The following is a 20,887-nucleotide window of genomic DNA, read 5'->3' on the forward strand; positions in this document are numbered from 1 at the left end:
ATTGTAGTATGAAAATCGAGCAAGTATTCTTTAACATTGCTGATATAACAATACTTTACCGCAAAAAAAAGGTTTAACTCAATATGAGTTAAACCTTTACACTAATTTTTTATTATCAATTCCTTCAAACTAACTGGCGCATCAGTTAATAATTTATAGCCATCTTTAGTTATCAACACTGTGTCTGAATGTCGATAACCGCCTTGACCTTCAAAATAAATTGCTGGTTCCACCGATACAACCATATTTTCTTTCAAAACTGTGTCATTACCTAATGATAAGGTTGGCTCTTCATGGTTATTTAATCCGATGCCATGACCAGGTCGATGAAGAATGTTAGCCGCAAGATGCTGATCAATAAGGTAATCTCGCACTTTTGTCTCTACTTCAGATGCCCTAACACCTGGTCGCAGCATATCGAGCATTATATTTCTAGCCGTCATCATCTGATTAAAGTGTAGTTCTTCTTCTTTTGTTGGTTTCTCCATGAAGAAGGTACGTTCACATTCGGCAGCATAGCCCGCTAATCTAAACACAGCGACGTTAACATTTGGTCCATGATCAACTGTTGCCGCCATATCAGGAATACTATGGGGCATGAAACTATAAGTTGACGGCCATACACCGTTTGTTACTCTATTTGTGAGACTAAAATTATCCGCGATTTCTTTACCAACTACCTTAAACGGGAGGTTATAAAGGTCTATCACTTTGGAGTCGTTATTTACTTGGCTTAACGTTGCACGAACCACTCGACTACATACTCTTGCAGTCGTTGAAATTTTGTCAATTTCGTATACACTTTTTATTTCGCGTAACTTTTTTATTATATCATTTGGCTGCCAATTTACTGTCGGCGTCTTTGCAGTTATTTCTAAAAGCGCATTACTTTCGATACCAATTTTATACAACCCTTCAAAATCTTTTGTAACCACCTCGTACCAGTTTTGACCAACTTCAGACGTAACATCAAAATACGTTTGAATTTCGTAATCAAAAAGGTCAACATCAATGTGTGATTCTTCTAATTTTGGTACCAACATTAAAGGTTTCTTATCTGGATAAATAATTAAGAAAAATGGTCGTTGTTCAGGGCTATAATCAATATTGGTCAAATACCATATATCCTCTACATCTGTTACTACGTATGCACTTAACTCTTTTTCTTGCAAGAGCCTTTGGCAATTTTGAATGCGGTTATTTATTTCATCACTAAGTATACTCATAATTTCCTTTCTTAAAATATTAACTGTGTTTATAATTAATCTTCTTGATTTTTAATTGCTTTAACATATAGAAACCAATCATAATCAATGTAAAGGCAACAAATATACCAAACATAACCATCACATCGCTTTTAGCAGATCCACCAATCATCAACGTTTCTCGTAGTGCATTAACTGAATAAGTCATTGGTAAATATGGGTGTATGGCTTCAAAGAAACCATTTGACAATTGAATTGGATATGTTCCTGCGGAACCACCTAATTGAATAACCATCAAAATCATTGCTAGGAATGAACCGACTTTACCAAACCACAAGTTAAGGGATGTTACGACATTAATAAAAGTAAATGATACAAGAATCAGCACCCAAAAAGTTGCAGCATAGTGAACTGGTTTGATACCAATCATACTAATAGAAACAAAGTACATAATTGCTGCTTGCAGAAATGCAAACGGATAAAGCACAGACATTTTACTTGCCCACCAACTAATAGCCTTTTTAGGATACTTTAGAGGTGTTACTAAATCAAACATCAAGTTAAAGGCAACGGCACCAACGAACAGTGCCACTGACAACATATAAGGTGCCATAGCTGTACCATTATTAGGAACTTTGTCTTTTTCCACATGCTTGGTACTTGCTGGAGTAGCTAATTGATTATATGTTAACTTATTTGAGTTAATTTTATTAACTTTGTTGTTTGCTTGACCTAGCTTGTCAGCGAGCGTTACATTCCCGTCTTTAACTTTCGTCAAACCATCACCAAGTTTTGCTGAACCATCAGCCAACTTAGCACTACCATCTGCTATCTTTGTGGCACCACTAGCTAATTGAGTTGACCCGCTTAATAACTTACTGTTATTTGCAGTCAATTTATCCAGCCCTGCCGTTAGCTGACTACTTCCTGACGATAACTTTGACGTTGCTGAACCTAAAGCAGGCATCTTTTCATTTAGTGATGATAGGCCACTGCTGATTTTTTGGGATCCAGCATTTAACTTATCACTATTTTGTGACAACTTTTGAGTACCACTACTTAGCTTAGAACTACCATTAGCTAAGCTTTCAATACCACTAGTGAGCGATGGTACATTCGTATTAAGTTGTTCAAGCCCCTCTTGTAATTGTGCTGAACCACTAACTAACTGTTCTGAATTCCCGCTCAATTGTGACAACCCACTGGTTAATTTTGTTGCCCCAGTACTTAATTGCGCAGTTGAATCACCGACATTGTTAAGTGAACCAACCAAACTACTTACCCCACCATACAACGTTTTTGTATTGTCACTAGTCCCATAACTAGTATTTAGTGTATTCACAGCTGATTTTAACTGTGACACACTTGTGTTACTTGATTTAATTAATGCGGTTAAGTTAGTCTGTAATTCACTTAGATTTGTTGTTGCTGATTTGAGTGAATTATTAATGTCATCTGTTGGTAATAATGCCGTTTCTAATGCACTGACTTGCGTGTCAGTTAGCTTTTGTGTCTTAGCAACAGATTCGATTTTGCTTTGCGTACCACTGATATAATTGCTAATCGTAGTAACGTTCGCTGCAAGACTACTCATACTACTTGTTAATTGAGTAATTTGCTCAGTATTTTGATCACTATTGTCTAACGATGTCTTCAACTGATTCAAGCCTGTCTGAAAATTTTGCAGCCCTGTTTGCAACTGCGTCATTTTGTTTTTAGCGTCGTCACTATTTAAAGCTTCATTCATTTGTGCCAAGCCATCGGAAACTTTTTGGCTTCCTTTATACGCTTCGTCTGTTCCGGTTGTGTATGCACTAACACCTTTGGTCAAAGAACTCGATCCGCTAGTTAATTTATTCACCCCAGTAGCTAAATTACTACTCCCATGAGCTAATTTTTGTGCGCCAGTGTTAAGAGCATTGGCACCCGTGTTTAGTTGACTCACACCTGCGGTATATTGCTGTAAACCACTGTTTAAACTTGATGATCCTGTAGATAATTGTGAAACACCACTACTTAGCGTAGGCATTTTTTCACCTAATTGTCCCAAACCAGCAGTTAATTTTGAGCTTCCTGCATCAAGCTGACTCACGCCACTAAAGTATTGTGATAACCCGTCTGTCAGTGTATTCGTACCATTACTAAAGGTTAAACCACTTGAAGCAAGTGTTCGTAGATTTGTTGTGACCGTCTGATTCCCAGACTGTAATTGTTCAGTTCCATCAACTAACTTTTTGTTACCGTTAGCCGCTGTGCCCATACCATTGCCTAACGTTTTAATTTGTTTAAACAATGTCTCAGCATAGGTCTTTGTTACTTGTTTTGAAATTGTGTTTGTAATGCTTTCAGCCGCTGATTTTGAAAACTTTCCAGCTATAAAACTGTGTCCTGAACTCGTTGTATAGTGAATTAACATCTTTTTGGGATGCGCGTCTAGTAATGTCGTCGCATTTTTAGAAAAGTTCTTTGGGATTGTCATGACCATATAGTACTTGCCATTGGACAACCCTTTTTTGGCTTCTTTTTGCGACGGAAAACTAAACTTCATCGCATCTGAATCCGCTAAATTATCTTTTAGCTTAGCTCCTACTGCTAATTTATTTCCTTGGTAATGCACAGATTTGTCTTCATTGATAACTGCCACGGGCAAATCTTTTATTTTGCCATAAGGATCCCACATCGATTTAAGAAATCCAATCGCGTAAATTGACGGAATTAACACAATAGCGATTAGAACAACCACCATAAATTTATTTTTCCATATTTTTTTCCATTCTATTCCGAGCATGTTACTCCCCTTTTTTAACAACGTGTTGCTTTTTTTGTAGCTATAGTTTATATTAGCATTGGTTATATATAAATCAATGTACAAGTACTAAGTGATTTGTTTAATTTTATGAGGAGAATAGTATGAATCGGCAGGAAAAAAATAAATTAACACAGCAACGAATTATGGACGCTTTCGTGAAATTAGTTAACGAAAAAGGATTTAACAACCTAACCGTGTCCAACATCACACGAACAGCAAAACTAAGTCGTGGCACTTTTTATATTTATTATCTTGATAAATACGATGTGTTAGAAAAAATTGAGACTTATTTACTAACTAATATGGAAAAGCTAATGCAAAATAATATAGATAAGACAATATCTTGGCTAGACGATGTTGATAATAATAAACTATCGGCTGAGTTAGATACCTATTCACCGTATCGTAGTTTCATTCAGTCTTTTGATTTTCTCGATAAAAACCGTTTCACGCTTAAGACACTCCTTTCCAAAAATGGTGATTCACAATTTGTTTATAAATTACGCCATTTGATTGATGAACAAATTGACTCACATTACAAAAATATTTTTAAAGATGGTAATGAAGTTATTCCTAGTGACTATACACATGATCTATTAATTAGTTCGCTCATTAGCATTATTGGTCATTGGTTACAAAAAGATGACCCTGAATCTCCAGCTGAAATTGCCGAAATCTTGATTAGAAGTCGTATACTGGCTGCTTACCAGGTAAAATAATTTTTGTAACACAAATCTAGCCTCGGTCATTCCCCCTTAAAGTGGCAATGCACCGCAATTAATAAAACAAAGAGAATATGCTAGTCACATATTCTCTTTGTTTTATATTTATATTTTCAAAATCAATGACACCGATTATAAGCTTAGCTCAACGAAATCGTACGTTTAATGGTTAGCAACAGTTTCTCTAGTTTTGCTAAATCATTAATGGCAGTTATCGATACTCTAATAAAATAGTCGTTATTTGATTTCCAACCACCTGCTTGAAACTGCGGACTGTACAATACATGTATTCCCAGCTTATCTAGACGTTCTTTCACTTGTTTAATATTAATTGCAGAATCTATCTTAATCCATTGAAATGGACTCAATGGCACCGTTGTTTCAAAGACGTCCTCAAATAAAGTTAAACTAGTTTTTATCTGCTTAATTTGGCCATCAATTATCTTTAAAACAAAGTCATGGTTAATTAAATACTTAATAATTTCAAAATCTAAGGTTGGCTCCTGTAAATTGAGATTTGTGAATGAATGCTTCATTTTCTGCTCAAACTTTTTATCAAACAATACCAGCGCTACGCGAATTCCTGGAGCAACTATTTTAGAGAAACTAGATAAATAGATTGTATGATTCGGTGACAAGTTAATCATGGCTTTCTGTTTTTCAACATCCAAGTATCGTAAATAATCATCTTCGATGATTAAAAAATTATGGCTAATGCTTAGCGCTGCTAACTTCTCTCGCCGCCTAATGGACATCGAAACATTAGTGGGGTTCGACCGAAAAGGCATGACATAAACACCAGCAACTGTATGCGTTGTCAACATATCTTCCAACTGATCAAGCTTCATCCCCTCATCATCTTGTGGAATTGACACTAACTTAATATGCAACGTTTTAGCTAATTCAATAAAATTAGAATATGTGAAGTCATCCACAACTATGGTATCTGAAGGTTTAAATAGAGCAGTTAAAATGATGGCGAGTGCGTTCTGACCGCCACTTGTTATTAGAATGACCATATCGTCAGATACATCTATTTTTAAATATTCAAACCACTTTTGTGTTGCCCTAGCATAACTATCATCTAAGGATGCATTTGTGAAATAGCGTAGTAACTTTCTAACGGGAATATTTTTAATAGCTTCTTTCACATAAAATTCTGCTGAATTATTTTCAACTGAAGTTACATTCAAAATACCTAAATCATTTACGCCTTCTTTTCCTTGAATAGTATGATCAGAAATTCCATTAGGCGATATAAAAGTACCTCGCCCCTTTTCGGTATATAATAAGCCATTTTTCAAACCAAGATCATAGGCATGTGTCACTGTGGTGAAGTGAATATCCAAAAAATATGATAACTCTCGTTGCGAGGGTAACTGATCGTGTGGCTTAAGGACACCCGTCAGAATATCATCATATAAGGATTGATAAATACTTTTATAAAGAGGTTTCTCAAGGGGTAACGTGCTCGGTACCCATGATAATTCATAATTATTCACCCCGCTAGCCTCCTAAGTAAAATTTATCAACATTAATATCTGTAACCACTAAAATATCTGTCCATTAAAAATCAGTATACATCAATCTATGCACAATAAAAATTATATGGCATACAATTTTTTTATTGTATGCTTATTTGATTCCTGTTAGCCTTATACTTATAAATTGTCCATTGAGAGAGTGAGGATAAATGAATGATGAATAAGTTATCAAAGAGTATGCAAGCGATTATATTGGGCGTAGTATCTGCCTTCTTCTTCTCTCTTACATTTATATTTAATGAAGTTATTGCTAATAAAAATGGATTTTGGCTCTGGTCTGCCTCCTTGCGATATTTATGGATGATGCCGATGCTTGCTTTGATATTCATTCCATTAGGAGGATCCTTTAGGCGAGTTAACCAATCAATACGCAAACAGCCTCTATCTTGGTGGGTCTGGAGCCACTTCTGTTTTGTTCTATTTTATGTTCCATTATGCCTAGCTAGTAATTATCTACCTGGTTGGCTAATAGCCAGTGTTTGGCAGGTAACTATTGTTTGTGGTGTTCTAACAACGCCTCTACTAAATATCGGTAATCTTTCAAAAAAAATTCCTTTCCCTTGGCAAAGTTTACCTTGGATGCTTATTATTCTCTTCGGTGTCTTCCTAACGATTCTCCAGTACTTGGGTGCTATTCAAATCTCTAACCAAATATACCTATCAATACTAGCGATAGTGGTTGCAGCTATTTGTTATCCACTTGGAAACCGGAAAGTTATGATGACTGCGCCAAAAATTACCGGTCTCGAAAGAATGTGGGGCATGCTACTGTGTACCTACCCAACATGGATTTTGTTAGCTATTGTTAGTTTTTATATTAGTGGTGCTCCTAGCACCAAAACAATGGTATCCACCCTTTTAGTGGCGCTATTTTCTGGTATTATAGCGACCGCTATATTTTTCCATGCAACTTCCTTAGTTTTTCGAGAAATCAAATCGTTATCGAAGGTTGAAGCTACTCAAGCGATGGAGCTCGTCTTTTCCATTGTGTTAAGCGCAATATTTCTCCATCACCCTTTTTCACTCAGTTGGGAACTCGTGGGTGTTTTAGTGATTATAGTAGGCATACTGGGCATTAGTTTGCGCAAGTAATCTTCCCGAGTTATCAACCACAGTACTAATTTTTTATCAAAGCGCAACAGTAAACGATTGCGTTTTAGTTCAACATATCACCGCTATTCGCATCAAAATAGTGCACACTACCGTCCTTGAATTTGATAGAGTAGCCCTTTACCTGTGTGCCATCAGATTTAAAATAATAGGTATGTCCGTCAATAACCTGCTTACCTGTTAAAGGTACCCCATTGCTGTCTAAGTACTTCCAAGTCCCATCATTCATTTCTACAAAGCGATTCTTAATTGCACTAGTTGCTTGCGACTGATTGGTATCAGTTACACCAAAAGGATACAATACTGCTGAAAAACTTTTTTCAGAATTTGTACCACTAATTGTGGCGGTTAGTTCTGTTGCACGTGTATTGCTAATTAAGTTACCAGCAAAACATCCAGAACCAACCCTTTGAATACTGGATGGTAATATTATATTTGTCATTTGATTATCAATGAATGTACCATCCCCCATTGTTTTCAAAGTGTTTGGCAAGTTGATACTAGTAAGTTGATTACTAGCAAACACAAAATCATTCAATGCTGTCAGACCATTATTTGGTAAGTTAACTTTTGCTATATTATTTGACGCAAATGCATACCAGCCAATACCTGATATATCAGTGTTTAGGCTGTTAGGTAAAGTTAATGTGTTTGAAATTTGGTTATCGTAGAAAGCAAAGTTACCAATTTGTTTCAGATTTGTTGCTTTGGAGAAATCTACGCCCGTTAGGCCTAATGATTTAAATGCATTAGCAGCAACCTTTGTCACATTCGTAGGAATAACAATAGTTTTACCCAGCGTAGTGACACCCGATTTAATACCTGTCACTACTGTTGGATTATTGTGATCATAAGTAAAACTTTGTGGATTACTTATGCTACCAGATACCCCTTTCCCATAAGACTGATGCTTCAATGCATATTGCTTAGCAACGGCATCCGCCTGCCCAGTATTTTGTCCAAACGTTTCATAACCATACCAGCGAACCGGATGATTGCCACTACTATCTAATACATTATTGGGCAACACCGTAATATGTGAAGCTTGATTTCCATAGAAGGCTCCGGAGCCAACACTTAAGCTATTCGTATTTTTTATCGTTGTCAAATCAACCGTCTTTAAGCGATCACCGGCAAATGTCCAATCACCAATTGATGTAATTGTTGCTGGAAAAGTGACCGATGTCAAATTAGCATTTTTGGCAAAGGCACCATCGTTAATATGTGTCACACCGTTAGCAAACGTGACTGAGCTGATTGCATTGTCATAGAAAATATACCATCCTAAATTATTGTCATTTAGATTGGGATACTGCACTGTCGTTAAACGATTTTTAGCAAAAGCAAAATCTCCGATAGATTTTAGGTTAGTCGCTGAACTAAAATCAACACTCGCAATGCCTTGATTGTAAAAAGCAGTGCTAGCAATACTTGTAACATTATTTGGAATCACAACCTTTGCTCCTGTATGTTGTGATGAATTATCCGAAAAACCGTACAAAACCCCATTTTTTATTTTGAGAGACGCCTGTGGTACGCCATCAGCATGAACGACCACACTATTGATAAATAATGCACCACTAACAAACAACATAATGAACATTATTCTGCTCAAAAGATACTTGCTCCCAATTTTTCTAACCGCACAATCGTTATACACCATACTTTGATTCCTCCTCTACCTATTTCGTACTGCGATAAGACTCTTTCACAACACGTTTTACGATAGAAAACTGACTAAGCTCTGTTAACACCGAATGCAACATCACATACTCATAATTTTCTTATATCTGTTTTTATTATAAATCACATTATTCATTAATACATCTTTTAACAATTGATAGGTTAATAATATATTAAATTAATATATTTTAATCTGTTGCTATATTTGATATCATTAAAATATATTAAATAAGAACGTGCAATAACTTATTCACGTTAAAAGGTGTTGACGATATGGAGTCGCATATGATTGCAAATAAAAATAACTAATCTGCATCAAATTTGAATTGTTGGTGCAGATCATAAAGCTCATGACAATTTAAAGAAAAGAGATCAAAGCAGACATGTTTATAGGAAAAAAAGTAAAACTATCACACTATCATGACGGTGACGGTAAAAAATTTGCTGAATGGCAGTGGGATGATGAGTTCAATAACCCGTTATCAGATGATATGATTCATCCTCATACCGCTGAGGACTGGGAAAATATATTTAGACGTTCATCTAAAAGCAAAGAAAATGTTGAATTTACTGTTAGAAAAACAGAGAATAATGAATTGGTCGGATTTGTTGCCTTGTTTGACCTCAACATACGCAATCATACTGGCGAATTAGCGATTGGTTTTCCTAAAAAGGAAGATCGTTTAAAAGGTTATGGATCTGAAACCTTGAGCTTAATCTTAGATTATGGTTTTAACAATTTGAATATGCATAAAATTAAGCTCACCGTCTATCCATTTAACACACCAGCCGTGAAAGCCTACAAAAAGAATGGATTTACCAAAGAAGGTACCTTTAAAAACGAAGTCTTCTATGATGGCAAATGGGTCGATATTGACCATTACGCCATCTTCCAAAATGACTGGTATGCTTCCCAAAATGAGTATCAATAATAATCATTGCTAAAAAACGCGAAATAACATAATGTTATCCCGCGTTTTTTCTATCTCATTGATAATTCAGCGTTAATTACATCTCAGCGCCAACTTTTTTAGTTGTGATGCAACTGATAATCTGCTTTTTTGAACAATTTTTCCATCGTTCATCATTTATTATCTGCGTACTGATAATACCTACATTAAAAGCAAGCACTCACTTGCATGCTTTTAATGTAGGTGTTATGATTACTTTAGGTAATATATCAAATAGTTTTTATTCAGGTAGCAAATACTTAACCTTGCTTACAACAAACTTTTGATTTTTGGCACTTATTGAAAAGGATATACGCATGAATAGACAAGATAAGAAAAACTTGACCAGAACAAAGATTACCACAGTGTTTATAAATTTAGTCCATCAAAGAGGCTTTGCTAATACAAGGATATCAGATATCACTCAACAAGCTGGCCTTAGCCGTGGTACGTTCTATGTATATTTTCTTGATAAATATGATCTCTTGGAGAAATTGGAAAATAATTTATTAAAACACATTGAAACGCTTTCCACCTTAACAATTAATAAAACAGTTGCTTGGCTAGACAATCCCTCAGGTGATATACTATCTACGCCCTCCTCGCCATATTTTAGTTTGATTAATATTTTCAATTATCTAGATAATAACCGCTTTTTCTTTCAAACCTTGCTATCCGAAAACGGTGATAAACAATTTATTTGCAAAATGAACTGCCTACTTGACCAATTGTTTAAAAAGCTATACGAAAATACTAGTGACCATATATTGCAAGCCTTACCAAGTGATTACACAATTGAGTTATTAAGCAGTAGCCTTGTTAGTATCATTGACCATTGGTTACAAAAAGCTAATCCTGAAACGCCAAGTGATGTAGCAAAAATTTTGATTCAAAGCCGATTATTTGCTGTTTATCAAACAGCATAATTAGACTTTTATTTCCCTATACTTCAGTGGCTAATAAAAAAACGAACTCCACTTTTCACTAATTCTTTACGCGCTTTTGATGACCTCTAATTTTCATAACAGTCGATTCTTTCTCCTAACAATGTCATTTATATTTGATCGTTTTAAAGTTATAATAGTAAGCAATGTGAGGGAAAATCATGAAAAAAGTTTTATTAATCGGCTCAGGCGGTGCTGGAAAATCAACGTTAGCACGCAAAATGAGTAAACTATTAAACATTACAGTTTTTCACTTAGATAAGTTGTTGTGGAAACCGAATTGGCAAATGACGCCAAAACCTGAACAAGCCATCATTGTTAACAATTTAGTTCGTCAAGATAGCTGGATTATTGATGGTAATTATAATGGCACACTAGATATTAGAGTTGCTGCCGCCGATACCATTATATTCCTAGATAGAAGTCGATTTGTATGTATCTATCAAGTTTTTAAACGTCTTCTGCAGTATAGAGGCACCTCACGTCCAGATATGCAAGACAATTGTCCGGAAAAAATAGATTTGGATTTTCTCAAGTGGATTTGGCACTTTCCCCATAAACAAAAAGTTATGATCATGAACATGTTTGAAACGATAGATCAATCTAAAAATATTGTTATCTTAAAAAACAAAAAACAGATAAAACAGTTTTTGGAACAATTGTAAGCTGTGCAAAAAATTGTTCAAATACATGTAATCAAAACAAGCGTTGAATTAGGTCGCTCAAATAATCCATCATACTTTATAGAAAGAACCCTATCCAATGAAATCATATGAAAGCAAGGCCGCATTAAACGAGGCCATTAAAACCAGTTACAAAAAGTACATTGATGAATTTACAAATATTCCAAATTCACTTAGCAATAAACGGATACAAGATGTTGATCGCACACCAAGCGAAAACATTTCATACCAGTTAGGATGGATTACCGCCTTATTGAACTGGGAAAAAGATGAAATAGCTGGTCAAGATGTCTTTGTGCCAGCAAAGGGTTATAAATGGAATAATTTAGGCGGACTCTACCAATCATTTTATGATACTTATGCTGTCCTTTCTCTTGAAGAAAAGATTAACTTGCTAAATAAACGTGTTAATGAACTTTGTGAACTTGTAAATTCTTTACCAGATGACATTTTATTTGAACCCAATAAGCGAAAGTGGGCAACTACTCCAGCCCAATGGCCAGTATGGAAATGGATTCACATCAACTCGGTAGCACCTTTTAAAACTTTTAGAACCAAGATTCGTAAGTGGAAAAAATTAGCATTGATTAAATAAACAAAAAGCCATGATAACATATACTGTTATCATGGCTTTTTTTACTATAATTTAACGTTCATTTTGATACAAATCAACTAACCGTTGCCTTAGTTGATCATCATAAGCTGTTAAATACATACCATATTTGCCACGTTTAATTAAAACATTCAAAACATTAGCAATAAAATCTTGATATTCTTTGCTTGTAAATTTGATATCCTTACGCTTCTTAAAAATCTCTTTGTGTGAGTATTTTTCTGGAAAAATAGTCATGCTATCTGTTTTGTCGTCATAGCCAAATGATGGACCAATGATCATGCCCACGTAATTCAAATCAAATCCTTGTAAGGTATAAATTGTGCCTACTTGTGTAATAGACGATTCACGTTTAGCCCAGTGTGTACGTTGTGGATCCCATTCATCCCAAGGTAAAGAAAATGTGTCCATCTCAACATTATGGCGCCCATCGATGCGTGGAAATCCAGAAGTTGCGACAACACGACTCAGCCCAACTTCGCGATTTTTAGCTTTAACTTCCTCATATAGGTCCCCTGCTGTTGAGAATACTTTAAAGTCAAAATCACTATTACAAGGAAAAGGCATTAATGGCTTTTGTGCTGTTAAGTCATCCATCCATTGTACTTGTTCTGAACTAGCAACCATACGATATTGAAAATCCATATCAAATTGTCGGTATGGATGACTGCCAACGGTCTGACGTAATAAATCTTGTGACCAGTACATTTTTGATTGAAAAACTTGTGCAAAATCATAGACCACCACCACAATTTTGGCTAAGTTCATTAAATCTGTGAGTTGGTTCTCACCTCGATAGTGTGCATAAGGCTCTGGTTTTGAATATAATAAATGTGCCTCATCTACGAAAATAACATCATATTTCCAATTGTTTTTCTGGGCACGATTAATGAGTGCTGTGGGACGCAAGATATCCTTTTCTTTCATACCGGGAATATCATGGGCAAGATCTTGATAAGCTTTAAATAATTCGGGATGATTAACAACTAACGCGGTTTTATAGCGTTTATCCGTCATATATTTTGTGACTAAATTCATTAAAACAACTGATTTACCAGTACCGGCAGCTCCTTGAATAACTGCCACAGCATGCTGATTCCCTTTAATGCTCTCGTTGATATAACTGTTTATACTTGTAATGGTTTCTTTCTGATTATCAGATAATTGATCAATCATGAACTGATCTTTTAAAATTTTATTCATTGCGATTCACTCCTATTGTATTTATTATACAGACTTAGTAAGGAAACATCAGATTTTATTGTTATCCCCACAAGGTTCATCATGTTAACATTTATTTAAGATTTTTCTAATAGTATTCGTGTCCTTTCACTATTTGATACTATATAAGCAAAGTAAAGTAAAGTGTTCCCAATATTAACGTGCAAATACTTATCCACGATAAAAGATGTATCAACGGAGTTGCATTATGACTGCAAGTAAGATGAATTAGGCTGCATATTTCTTTAATTGTTTACAGGAAACTCACTAATGCATATTAAAGAAAAGAGAAGATCATGTTTATAGGTAAAAATGTAAAACTATCGCATTACCACGAAGAAGATGGAAAAAAGTTAGCTAGTTGGCAATGGGACGAAGATTTTTTAACGCCGTTAACTAGTGATATGATTCACCCTTACACCGCGGAAGACTGGGAAAAAATATTTAGGGATGCTTCCAACAGCTATGAAAATGTTGAATTTACCATTCGAAAAGTCAGTGATGATAGTTTAGTTGGGTTTGTTGATCTATCTGATATCAGTGTACGCAATCATTCCTGCGAACTTGGTATTGGCTTCCCCAAAAAGGAAGACCGATCAAAGGGATATGGCACTGAAGCCTTGTCTTTAATCTTGGATTATGGTTTTAATAATCTCAACATGCACAAAATTAAGCTCTCAGTATACCCCTTCAATATCGGCGCTGTAAAAGCCTACACTAAAGCGGGATTCGTCAAAGAAGGTACAGCCAAGAATGAAATTTTTTACAACGGAAAATGGATTGATATAGACTATTATGCGATTTTCCAAGAAGACTGGTATGCAAGGCAATAATAAAAAATAAAAGCACTCATTGAGTGCATACATAAACAAGTTAACATGCATGAATCACGTTAAAAGAATTGGGAGAATGATTTATGGATGAGAATGGCAAAATTGTACCTGTTGAGATTAAAGGTTGGAACTGAAATCAAATGATGACCACTCAAGACAATATTCTTTTAAAAACCGCACTAAAAATGAGACATGAAAAAGAATTTAAGGCGTCCAACCGTATCTTAAAAGAATTAGATGCAAAATATCCGTTTAATGCCTATATTCAATATCAATATGCTCAGGCGCTAGGGCTATATTCACAAGACCTAGACCGGACATTTTAAATAGTCATCAAGCATCGCATATTAAAAAAGCCTTAATGGGAACAAAGCATAAAAATAAAACCGGTAAATAGCTGCTGTTCCATTACAAATAACTTGCTGCTTTAATGCGCATATAAAATGAAAAAAAAAATATGAGCAGAAAAAATATAAAAACACGTTCCAAAAATAAAAGTTTTTATCAAAGTATTTGGATTACCACGCTAATAATAGTAATTGTAGTCATTATTGGCTTTTGGCAAGTTTATACCAGGTATTCTGGTGATTCAGTTAAAAAAGTTGATACAACCTCATCCAAAAACACTTTAAAACCGCAATCAATTTTTAAAGTCGGTGAGACAGCAGAATATAAGGATATTCAGTTTAAAGTAAATGACTTCAATTTCATAGATGGTTACCAAAAAATTGATAAATTAGCTGCTGGAAATCAATTTGTTGTTGTCAATATGACCATTACCAATCATACTAATAAAAAATTTGATTATGATTCATACTTTTTTCACCTTGATGACAATGGTAAACAAACAGTTACAACGGAGTCTTCTTATAACGTAACTGATTCTTTAGACAGCGGCACCTTACGTAAAGGTGAATCAACAACGGGAAACCTTGTGGGGCAAGCAAATACAAATCATCAACTAAAGTTAATTTACCAACAAAATACTAATCTTAACAAAGGGAAAATAACTTTTAAACTGAATCAAGAATAAGATTTAAAACTGAAAGTAAGAAACACATTACCTTTCCGTGGCTATTTTGACTAGGTATCAAGTGGCCTATATTAAAACCCTAATAAATGTTGTCCAGCACAACGCTAAAATTAGTACCAATTCCTATGCATTAAAAATTCTTGCTGTTGACCTCTACTTTGACGAGAAAACAGAAAGATACAGCAAAATTTATGACTTAATGGCGCACTTCGATATACCTATGTCGCTCGAGAGTGCTGTTATAAAGAATATATAACTTGGGGGAACTTCATGAATTTATTAATAGCTTTTTCAATGGCCGTAAGTGGACTAACATTTTTAATGTTAAGTAAAGATGAAAAAAATAAAAAATACCAGTGGGCTGGAATACTGATGTTAGTATCAAGTTTTATTAGCCTCTTGACTTATTTTGTATATAAATAAAATCCACCTACTATCAGTAAGTGACTTAAAACGAAAAATAACTCATTATTTTAACAAGGGAGACAACTCTGTGTTTCACTTCCCTATTCAAACTATGGGCGGGGATAACTAACAGCAAATAATACGTGCAGAACCACGTTAAAAGCATTATTGGGGGAAGTACTCATGAAAAAATTTTTAGGTATCATTTCTGTAGTAGTTATTTTAATTTTTATTGGAGTGAAAGTGGTAAATGCACCACATTCCATGACAACACAGCAAGTTTTACAAAAATTTAGTTGGAAGCTACAATCTAAATCTAATAATAAAACACTTGGTACTGTTCATTTTAGTAAGAATACGCTAACTATTACAAAAGGTGGCAAAACTACGAAAAGCACTTATAGTGTAGACAATAATGATCATTTAAAAATTAATAGTGGTGATTATGCTAATACATATTCTATGAACACGGATAGCACAGACTACACTCTATCGCCTGTTACAGATAATACAAAAGAGAAACTAGAATTGATTAGGAATTAATTGGGGATTAAGCATGAAACAAAAGACATGGATCATTTTAAACACAGTAATCAGCTTGTCTATAATAATTGCATTACTAACGGCAACAATAATAACAGGCAATAATATTTATACCAAAATAGGAACATCTTTCTTTGGTATTTTAATAGGTTTTTCTATTGTCGCAGATATTAAGAAAGATGGTAAGTTAACTTGGCTAAGTAGTCTATTTTTATTGTTGGGTTTATATTTTATACTAAATCCTTGGCTCTAAGTTAAATAAAAGCGCTCATAGAGTGCATACATATCTTAAAATTAATTGGGGATGAAACATGAAACAAACAGTACACAAAATCTTGCAACAAAATGCAATGTTTTTGCAACGCTAAATGTGACCTTGTGACCATTAAAATGTACCTTTTTTGTAACAAGGTTACACACTGTGACAAGGTTTGTAACGCTTACTACATCAAGTACAATAGACTTATACAATCAATTAAGGTTGCAAAAGGTCACAAAATTTGCTTAATGATTTAGACAATATATGCGTACAGTTACAGACTATAAACAACTAAATATAAAAAATATTGTATCTAATATTCATAGTGTTACGGATTACGTTAGATTCAATGGCCATAAAGTAAAACTCACAACTACATCCCCTAATTATGATGGTATGCGCTATTGGTTTGTCTGCCCTGTATGTGGTAAACGTAAAGGCACCTTATATGATGTGAATTCAGTAATGGCTTGTCGTATCTGTGCCAAATCACATTACCCACTGCAAGAAAATACAGTACAACGTGACAGTATTTCAAAGTTTTTGTATTATGATCGTCTATTGTCTAAAGCTCGCACAGAACTGAACCCTAAATTCGAATGGGCATTTTATAGTTATTTGCGTTGTGACCCAATCACTTTATCACTCCATAACAAACCAAAAGGCATGTACTGGAGTACTTATAACAACAAGATTGAGCATATTGACCAACTAATTAATAAGGCTCTGTTGCTATATAGTGTAATAAATATTGACAAACAAAAACATGCTGATGAGATAAGTAAGCAATACGACACTATTCTTAAAAATCTGGGAGATACAAAGTATGTAATTTAAAAACCACGCTCTATGCTTAATATAGGTCGTGGTTTTTCATCATTAACTTTTGTTGTGCGTGGCTAACAGTAGATACATAACAGCTAGTGTGGTAACTAAAGAAACAAAATATGTAGTATCAACATTTCTCTTAACTAAGAGCCATAATATAAATACAGAAACATATAATAAGTAATCCCACCAAGCTAGTTTTACATTGCTATACTTATGTTTTTTATAGATCAACAAAGCACCAACTAAAATTAATATTACAACAACTAGCCAATAAATAATATTCAACATCATAATACTTCCTTACTCACAATTTTATATAATACAGTATACATTAAAATTTACTTCTACTAAACGCTGTGAGAGCCATTTTAAGCGTTATTAATTGTTTTAGTATAAATATACTTGTTCATATATTAAACTCTATATTTAACCTAACGTGCGTTGAATATCAGCAAATATACTATACGGACGTGTTCGGGGATGAAATTTGTTAAATGTACTATGATTCAATATTAACAACCGTAGTTTTGCCTACACTTGTATTTTGTTAGTAAGATATGCAACTCAATAACATATGTATTTAGTTTAAGCTGATGTCGCAATTTGCTACGTCAGGTATCTGTATTTTACCGACTCCTTTTTATGTGTCGTCATGATCTGGGTAATTAAGTCTCTTTTTATGCTTCGTCTAATTCTTTTTATTAGGGATATCACATATGTAAAACAGGTCGAAATCGACCGGTTTAAACTGGTTTAAACTGGTTTAAAAAGACCAGTTTAGTTTTTAAGTTGCTATAAATGTCTATATTACAGTGTTTACCTATTTGCAACTATCATTTTTGATGGTATCAAGTATTTACAAAATAGAACCTATCATGTCACTGTCAATCTGATTGACCTCGATATCAATTATATTGATATCGAAAAACAAATATTATATCTTTTGGTAATTGTGCCAAGTATCCTACTTTTAACACAATCTGTCATCAAAATTAAACTATTTGTCAAACTACTATTCCCAAAATAAAAAAATAATTAGATAATTAATAGGAACAAAAGGAGAAAGATAAGTTGGTATGCTATAACGATGAATATACAGATTAAAATTGATAAACATATTGAAGAGGATAATATGATACTGACTATAAAAGAAATGACTCCCGAATATTCACGTTTGATTAGTCAACTTCAAAATACTTCTTTTAAATTAATTGGCATAAAAGATAATAAAAAATATTATTTAGAGTATGAAGAAATCGTCAAAATACATTCTGTCGATAAGAAAATATATGCTTTAAAAGAAACTTCGGAAACTTTTTTGTTGTCTGAAACGCTTAAAGAATTATATGCAAAATTACCCAATAACTTTTTAAGAATTTCTAACTCAGAAATTGTTAATGCCAATAAGATAACCTCATTTGAATTTACATTTGGTGGTAAACTTAAAATCTTTTTAAAGTCAGCTGATGCCACTTATTCGAGTAGAGGTTATTTACAAAAAATAAAGGAGTATTTTGGAATATGAGCAAAATAAAAAAATATTTTATTGTTACAATGGTCAGTACTGGTATTGGAACAACATTAAGTGCTATTATTTATTTATTATTTGGTCGAGGTAGCTTCAATTTATTACATCTATTTTCGGTACAACTTGAGAACCCAATTTACAATGCAACAGTAGCTATCCTGATATACTGGGCTTTCGGCATCACAGTTTTCTCTGCAAATGAGTTGTTTCAAGATGTTAAAGATCACAAATTGTATCATATTATGTTGAATTTTTTTTTGAATGTTACTATTTTCTCGTTGTTAGCAATGCTCTCAATTTACCCAATAGGTGAACCACTTGATCAAATGAAAAACTTATACATTAACCAGGTAGGATTAAATAGCTTTATGTTTCATTTTATTATTGTTCCAATCACTGAATCTTTTGTCATTTACTTAGTTGTCTATACGTCACTATGGCTTGCTTATCGTCATCAAGTGCGTAAACTAAATAAAGCACTAAAAGCAAAAAACAGCTAAGGTTTTGCTGACTTTAACACAATTTATTACCTTATATGTTATTTAAACTTTTTCAGAACATCACCTTGTGACGCTCCCTCCCACAACATACGGGCAGGGGTACTTTTTTATTACAAACAAAAAAAGCACTACGAATGTAATGCTTCATGTCTCAATTTAATAAATTCATCTCCATGTCGCATGATCACATGTAGTAATCTTTTGAAATCATTACGCCATGTTCTTAATGATGAATTACTTTTACCTGATTCATTGCATACTTCATCCCATGTAATGAACTTATCACTATAATACTGAGTAATTGCATGCTGATGTTCTGGTTTAATTACTGATAAGCAAAATGTTATATCAGCAATATCTCGTTTGCATTGTGGATTAATCTTTTGCATGAGCTTCAATCTACCAGAGAAGTAATCACGCAACAACATATCTGTGCTATCTGCCATTATATTACTTCTTATGTCGCTATAACATTGCGTGATAGCGATTTTCTTGTCGTTCACAACGACCACGAACTATGCTATGCGTATAAAGTTGTTTTAACTGTCTTTATACAAGTTTCATTTTCACGTCTATAATCGTTATTCATATCTGGATAATTGTTCATGTACTCAATCTTTAAATCTATTATCCCTCGAAAATAGCTTTTTAATATTTCACGATTAGTCCATGTGGTCGTCATATATGCTCCTATCTATTCACTGTATATATATATACAATCATAACAACTATTTATGCGTATAGTAACTGTTAATATGCAATTAATAAGATAATATGCTTCTATGTACTGTTTTTGTATATGCTCTGCAAATAAAAACGTCAGGAGCTTTTAACCGTGTATTATTCTGGCTTGATAATGAAATACTTGATGAAAATACTCCAAAACCTACAAAAAATGAAGAAGTACGACAAAAAGAACTGATTTCATTACTAAAAAAAATTTTGAGACTATGAGAGAGGATTTTCTAGGTGGCATAAATTACACTATCTCAGAACCACAAAAGTATATAGATGGCATGAATATTACAAACGCAACTGCATTGTGATGCAAAAATTGAATAAGCTGAACGAAGATGATAAACTTGATTTTATGTTATCTATCAAAAAGTTACGACAAATTGAATTAAATCAAAATAAAAAAGCCTCTGACGATAAGCCAGAGACAGAAAGATAGGATGTATGGAAGACTTAAATATACATAGCAAGATGTTTCAATTCAGAGTTTTGTTGTCTGTACTTGCAATAATGATAGCAATCGTTGGTTTTACTCAACCAGATGATAGTTATGTGCGAACATATGCACGAGCTACTTTATCATTCTTATTGTCCACGCTACTTGGAACTTATGCTATTGACCGCTTTCGTGATAAAAAATGGCCATCCTTTTCAGCTTACACACTGGTTAGCGTATTAAATCTTTTGACATTTATTCAAACCATATTTCCAAATATTAATTTTTAGAAAGAAAAAA

23 protein-coding genes are annotated in these 20,887 nt (G+C 33.9%); 17 read left to right on the forward strand and 6 right to left on the reverse strand.

All coding sequences use genetic code 11. From position 1 onward, the window contains the following. Window positions 1-101: 101 nt before the first annotated feature. Window positions 102-1,226: a M24 family metallopeptidase gene (locus JNUCC76_RS10085; protein ID WP_454154522.1), complete on the reverse strand. Its 1,125-nt coding sequence runs from the start codon at window positions 1,224-1,226 to the stop codon at window positions 102-104. 19 nt (window positions 1,227-1,245) lie between these two features. After that, window positions 1,246-3,993 (reverse strand): YhgE/Pip family protein, encoded by a 2,748-nt coding sequence (locus JNUCC76_RS10090; RefSeq protein ID WP_454154524.1) that lies wholly within the window; start codon window positions 3,991-3,993, stop codon window positions 1,246-1,248. A 122-nt stretch (window positions 3,994-4,115) separates the two neighbouring features. Here JNUCC76_RS10090 and JNUCC76_RS10095 point away from each other — a divergent pair, with 122 nt between their 5' ends. Continuing rightward, window positions 4,116-4,733, forward strand: coding sequence for a TetR/AcrR family transcriptional regulator (locus JNUCC76_RS10095; protein ID WP_454154526.1), 618 nt, complete (start codon window positions 4,116-4,118; stop codon window positions 4,731-4,733). A gap of 143 nt (window positions 4,734-4,876) precedes the next feature. Here the strand turns inward: JNUCC76_RS10095 and JNUCC76_RS10100 are convergent, their stop codons facing one another. Continuing rightward, entirely contained in the window at window positions 4,877-6,238 is a 1,362-nt protein-coding gene (locus JNUCC76_RS10100) for an aminotransferase-like domain-containing protein (protein ID WP_454154528.1), read from the reverse strand. Window positions 6,239-6,433: 195 nt separating this feature from the next. Here JNUCC76_RS10100 and JNUCC76_RS10105 point away from each other — a divergent pair, with 195 nt between their 5' ends. Further along, a complete protein-coding gene (locus tag JNUCC76_RS10105) occupies window positions 6,434-7,372 on the forward strand; it encodes a multidrug resistance efflux transporter family protein (RefSeq protein WP_454154530.1) in 939 nt (312 codons plus the stop codon). Window positions 7,373-7,436: 64 nt separating this feature from the next. Here JNUCC76_RS10105 and JNUCC76_RS10110 read toward each other — a convergent pair whose 3' ends face one another. Then, entirely contained in the window at window positions 7,437-9,053 is a 1,617-nt protein-coding gene (locus JNUCC76_RS10110) for a leucine-rich repeat protein (RefSeq protein WP_454154532.1), read from the reverse strand. A gap of 403 nt (window positions 9,054-9,456) precedes the next feature. Between JNUCC76_RS10110 and JNUCC76_RS10115 the strand changes: the two genes are divergently transcribed. The 4 genes from JNUCC76_RS10115 (at window position 9,457) to JNUCC76_RS10130 (ending at window position 12,245) form a co-directional block, all read left to right on the forward strand. Beyond that, window positions 9,457-10,005 (forward strand): GNAT family N-acetyltransferase, encoded by a 549-nt coding sequence (locus JNUCC76_RS10115; protein WP_454154534.1) that lies wholly within the window; start codon window positions 9,457-9,459, stop codon window positions 10,003-10,005. Between the two features lie 335 nt (window positions 10,006-10,340). After that, window positions 10,341-10,949, forward strand: coding sequence for a TetR/AcrR family transcriptional regulator (locus tag JNUCC76_RS10120; protein WP_454154536.1), 609 nt, complete (start codon window positions 10,341-10,343; stop codon window positions 10,947-10,949). Window positions 10,950-11,128: 179 nt separating this feature from the next. Then, window positions 11,129-11,632, forward strand: a complete 504-nt coding sequence (locus JNUCC76_RS10125) for a DNA topology modulation protein (protein WP_454154538.1) — start codon at window positions 11,129-11,131, stop codon at window positions 11,630-11,632. A gap of 97 nt (window positions 11,633-11,729) precedes the next feature. Continuing rightward, window positions 11,730-12,245, forward strand: coding sequence for a ClbS/DfsB family four-helix bundle protein (locus tag JNUCC76_RS10130; RefSeq protein WP_454154540.1), 516 nt, complete (start codon window positions 11,730-11,732; stop codon window positions 12,243-12,245). 51 nt (window positions 12,246-12,296) lie between these two features. Here the strand turns inward: JNUCC76_RS10130 and JNUCC76_RS10135 are convergent, their stop codons facing one another. Then, on the reverse strand, window positions 12,297-13,466 hold the full coding sequence (locus tag JNUCC76_RS10135) for a DUF2075 domain-containing protein (protein ID WP_454154542.1): 1,170 nt from the start codon (window positions 13,464-13,466) through the stop codon (window positions 12,297-12,299). Between the two features lie 314 nt (window positions 13,467-13,780). On the opposite strand from JNUCC76_RS10135, the gene JNUCC76_RS10140 reads away from it, so the two are divergent. The 9 genes from JNUCC76_RS10140 to JNUCC76_RS10180 all read left to right on the forward strand — a co-directional run bounded on the left by JNUCC76_RS10140 (window position 13,781) and on the right by JNUCC76_RS10180 (window position 19,416). Further along, on the forward strand, window positions 13,781-14,317 hold the full coding sequence (locus JNUCC76_RS10140) for a GNAT family N-acetyltransferase (protein ID WP_454154544.1): 537 nt from the start codon (window positions 13,781-13,783) through the stop codon (window positions 14,315-14,317). Window positions 14,318-14,457: 140 nt separating this feature from the next. Then, on the forward strand, window positions 14,458-14,643 hold the full coding sequence (locus JNUCC76_RS10145) for a hypothetical protein (RefSeq protein ID WP_454154546.1): 186 nt from the start codon (window positions 14,458-14,460) through the stop codon (window positions 14,641-14,643). A gap of 131 nt (window positions 14,644-14,774) precedes the next feature. Continuing rightward, window positions 14,775-15,350, forward strand: coding sequence for a DUF4352 domain-containing protein (locus JNUCC76_RS10150; RefSeq protein ID WP_454154548.1), 576 nt, complete (start codon window positions 14,775-14,777; stop codon window positions 15,348-15,350). Window positions 15,351-15,620: 270 nt separating this feature from the next. Then, window positions 15,621-15,773, forward strand: a complete 153-nt coding sequence (locus JNUCC76_RS10155; RefSeq protein WP_454154550.1) for a hypothetical protein — start codon at window positions 15,621-15,623, stop codon at window positions 15,771-15,773. 165 nt (window positions 15,774-15,938) lie between these two features. After that, window positions 15,939-16,298 carry a hypothetical protein gene (locus JNUCC76_RS10160; protein WP_454154552.1) on the forward strand — a complete coding sequence of 120 codons (360 nt, stop codon included), beginning with the start codon at window positions 15,939-15,941 and terminating at the stop codon, window positions 16,296-16,298. Between the two features lie 13 nt (window positions 16,299-16,311). Next, complete coding sequence (locus JNUCC76_RS10165; RefSeq protein ID WP_454154554.1) at window positions 16,312-16,551, forward strand: hypothetical protein; 240 nt, start codon at window positions 16,312-16,314, stop codon at window positions 16,549-16,551. 270 nt (window positions 16,552-16,821) lie between these two features. Next, window positions 16,822-17,394 (forward strand): hypothetical protein, encoded by a 573-nt coding sequence (locus JNUCC76_RS10170; protein WP_454154556.1) that lies wholly within the window; start codon window positions 16,822-16,824, stop codon window positions 17,392-17,394. A 1,081-nt stretch (window positions 17,395-18,475) separates the two neighbouring features. Continuing rightward, the gene (locus JNUCC76_RS10175) at window positions 18,476-18,913 is read left to right on the forward strand and encodes a LytTR family DNA-binding domain-containing protein (RefSeq protein ID WP_454154558.1); all 438 of its coding nucleotides are present in this window, start codon (window positions 18,476-18,478) and stop codon (window positions 18,911-18,913) included. After that, the gene (locus JNUCC76_RS10180) at window positions 18,910-19,416 is read left to right on the forward strand and encodes a DUF3021 family protein (RefSeq protein WP_454154560.1); all 507 of its coding nucleotides are present in this window, start codon (window positions 18,910-18,912) and stop codon (window positions 19,414-19,416) included. Before JNUCC76_RS10175 ends, JNUCC76_RS10180 begins: the two co-directional genes overlap by 4 nt. Window positions 19,417-19,544: 128 nt before the next feature. On the opposite strand, the gene JNUCC76_RS10185 is transcribed toward JNUCC76_RS10180, so the two are convergent. Continuing rightward, window positions 19,545-19,862 carry a hypothetical protein gene (locus JNUCC76_RS10185; RefSeq protein ID WP_454154562.1) on the reverse strand — a complete coding sequence of 106 codons (318 nt, stop codon included), beginning with the start codon at window positions 19,860-19,862 and terminating at the stop codon, window positions 19,545-19,547. 599 nt (window positions 19,863-20,461) lie between these two features. On the opposite strand from JNUCC76_RS10185, the gene JNUCC76_RS10190 reads away from it, so the two are divergent. Both JNUCC76_RS10190 and JNUCC76_RS10195 read left to right on the forward strand, forming a co-directional pair. Beyond that, window positions 20,462-20,590, forward strand: a complete 129-nt coding sequence (locus JNUCC76_RS10190; RefSeq protein WP_454154564.1) for a hypothetical protein — start codon at window positions 20,462-20,464, stop codon at window positions 20,588-20,590. 5 nt (window positions 20,591-20,595) lie between these two features. After that, on the forward strand, window positions 20,596-20,877 hold the full coding sequence (locus JNUCC76_RS10195; protein ID WP_454154566.1) for a hypothetical protein: 282 nt from the start codon (window positions 20,596-20,598) through the stop codon (window positions 20,875-20,877). Window positions 20,878-20,887 lie beyond the last annotated feature (10 nt).

The organism is Leuconostoc sp. JNUCC 76 (assembly GCF_053667755.1).

Coding starts and splice junctions, on each gene's coding strand:
- JNUCC76_RS10175 (WP_454154558.1), top strand. CDS start 18,476: ATGAATATACAGATTAAAATTGATAAACATATTGAAGAGGATAATATG.
- JNUCC76_RS10190 (WP_454154564.1), top strand. CDS start 20,462: ATGCAAAAATTGAATAAGCTGAACGAAGATGATAAACTTGATTTTATG.
- JNUCC76_RS10160 (WP_454154552.1), top strand. CDS start 15,939: ATGAAAAAATTTTTAGGTATCATTTCTGTAGTAGTTATTTTAATTTTT.
- JNUCC76_RS10095 (WP_454154526.1), top strand. CDS start 4,116: ATGAATCGGCAGGAAAAAAATAAATTAACACAGCAACGAATTATGGAC.
- JNUCC76_RS10150 (WP_454154548.1), top strand. CDS start 14,775: ATGAGCAGAAAAAATATAAAAACACGTTCCAAAAATAAAAGTTTTTAT.
- JNUCC76_RS10155 (WP_454154550.1), top strand. CDS start 15,621: ATGAATTTATTAATAGCTTTTTCAATGGCCGTAAGTGGACTAACATTT.
- JNUCC76_RS10115 (WP_454154534.1), top strand. CDS start 9,457: ATGTTTATAGGAAAAAAAGTAAAACTATCACACTATCATGACGGTGAC.
- JNUCC76_RS10085 (WP_454154522.1), bottom strand. CDS start 1,226: ATGAGTATACTTAGTGATGAAATAAATAACCGCATTCAAAATTGCCAA.
- JNUCC76_RS10125 (WP_454154538.1), top strand. CDS start 11,129: ATGAAAAAAGTTTTATTAATCGGCTCAGGCGGTGCTGGAAAATCAACG.
- JNUCC76_RS10185 (WP_454154562.1), bottom strand. CDS start 19,862: ATGGCAGATAGCACAGATATGTTGTTGCGTGATTACTTCTCTGGTAGA.
- JNUCC76_RS10195 (WP_454154566.1), top strand. CDS start 20,596: ATGGAAGACTTAAATATACATAGCAAGATGTTTCAATTCAGAGTTTTG.
- JNUCC76_RS10130 (WP_454154540.1), top strand. CDS start 11,730: ATGAAATCATATGAAAGCAAGGCCGCATTAAACGAGGCCATTAAAACC.
- JNUCC76_RS10090 (WP_454154524.1), bottom strand. CDS start 3,993: ATGCTCGGAATAGAATGGAAAAAAATATGGAAAAATAAATTTATGGTG.
- JNUCC76_RS10110 (WP_454154532.1), bottom strand. CDS start 9,053: ATGGTGTATAACGATTGTGCGGTTAGAAAAATTGGGAGCAAGTATCTT.
- JNUCC76_RS10180 (WP_454154560.1), top strand. CDS start 18,910: ATGAGCAAAATAAAAAAATATTTTATTGTTACAATGGTCAGTACTGGT.
- JNUCC76_RS10170 (WP_454154556.1), top strand. CDS start 16,822: ATGCGTACAGTTACAGACTATAAACAACTAAATATAAAAAATATTGTA.
- JNUCC76_RS10145 (WP_454154546.1), top strand. CDS start 14,458: ATGATGACCACTCAAGACAATATTCTTTTAAAAACCGCACTAAAAATG.
- JNUCC76_RS10135 (WP_454154542.1), bottom strand. CDS start 13,466: ATGAATAAAATTTTAAAAGATCAGTTCATGATTGATCAATTATCTGAT.
- JNUCC76_RS10165 (WP_454154554.1), top strand. CDS start 16,312: ATGAAACAAAAGACATGGATCATTTTAAACACAGTAATCAGCTTGTCT.
- JNUCC76_RS10120 (WP_454154536.1), top strand. CDS start 10,341: ATGAATAGACAAGATAAGAAAAACTTGACCAGAACAAAGATTACCACA.
- JNUCC76_RS10105 (WP_454154530.1), top strand. CDS start 6,434: ATGATGAATAAGTTATCAAAGAGTATGCAAGCGATTATATTGGGCGTA.
- JNUCC76_RS10140 (WP_454154544.1), top strand. CDS start 13,781: ATGTTTATAGGTAAAAATGTAAAACTATCGCATTACCACGAAGAAGAT.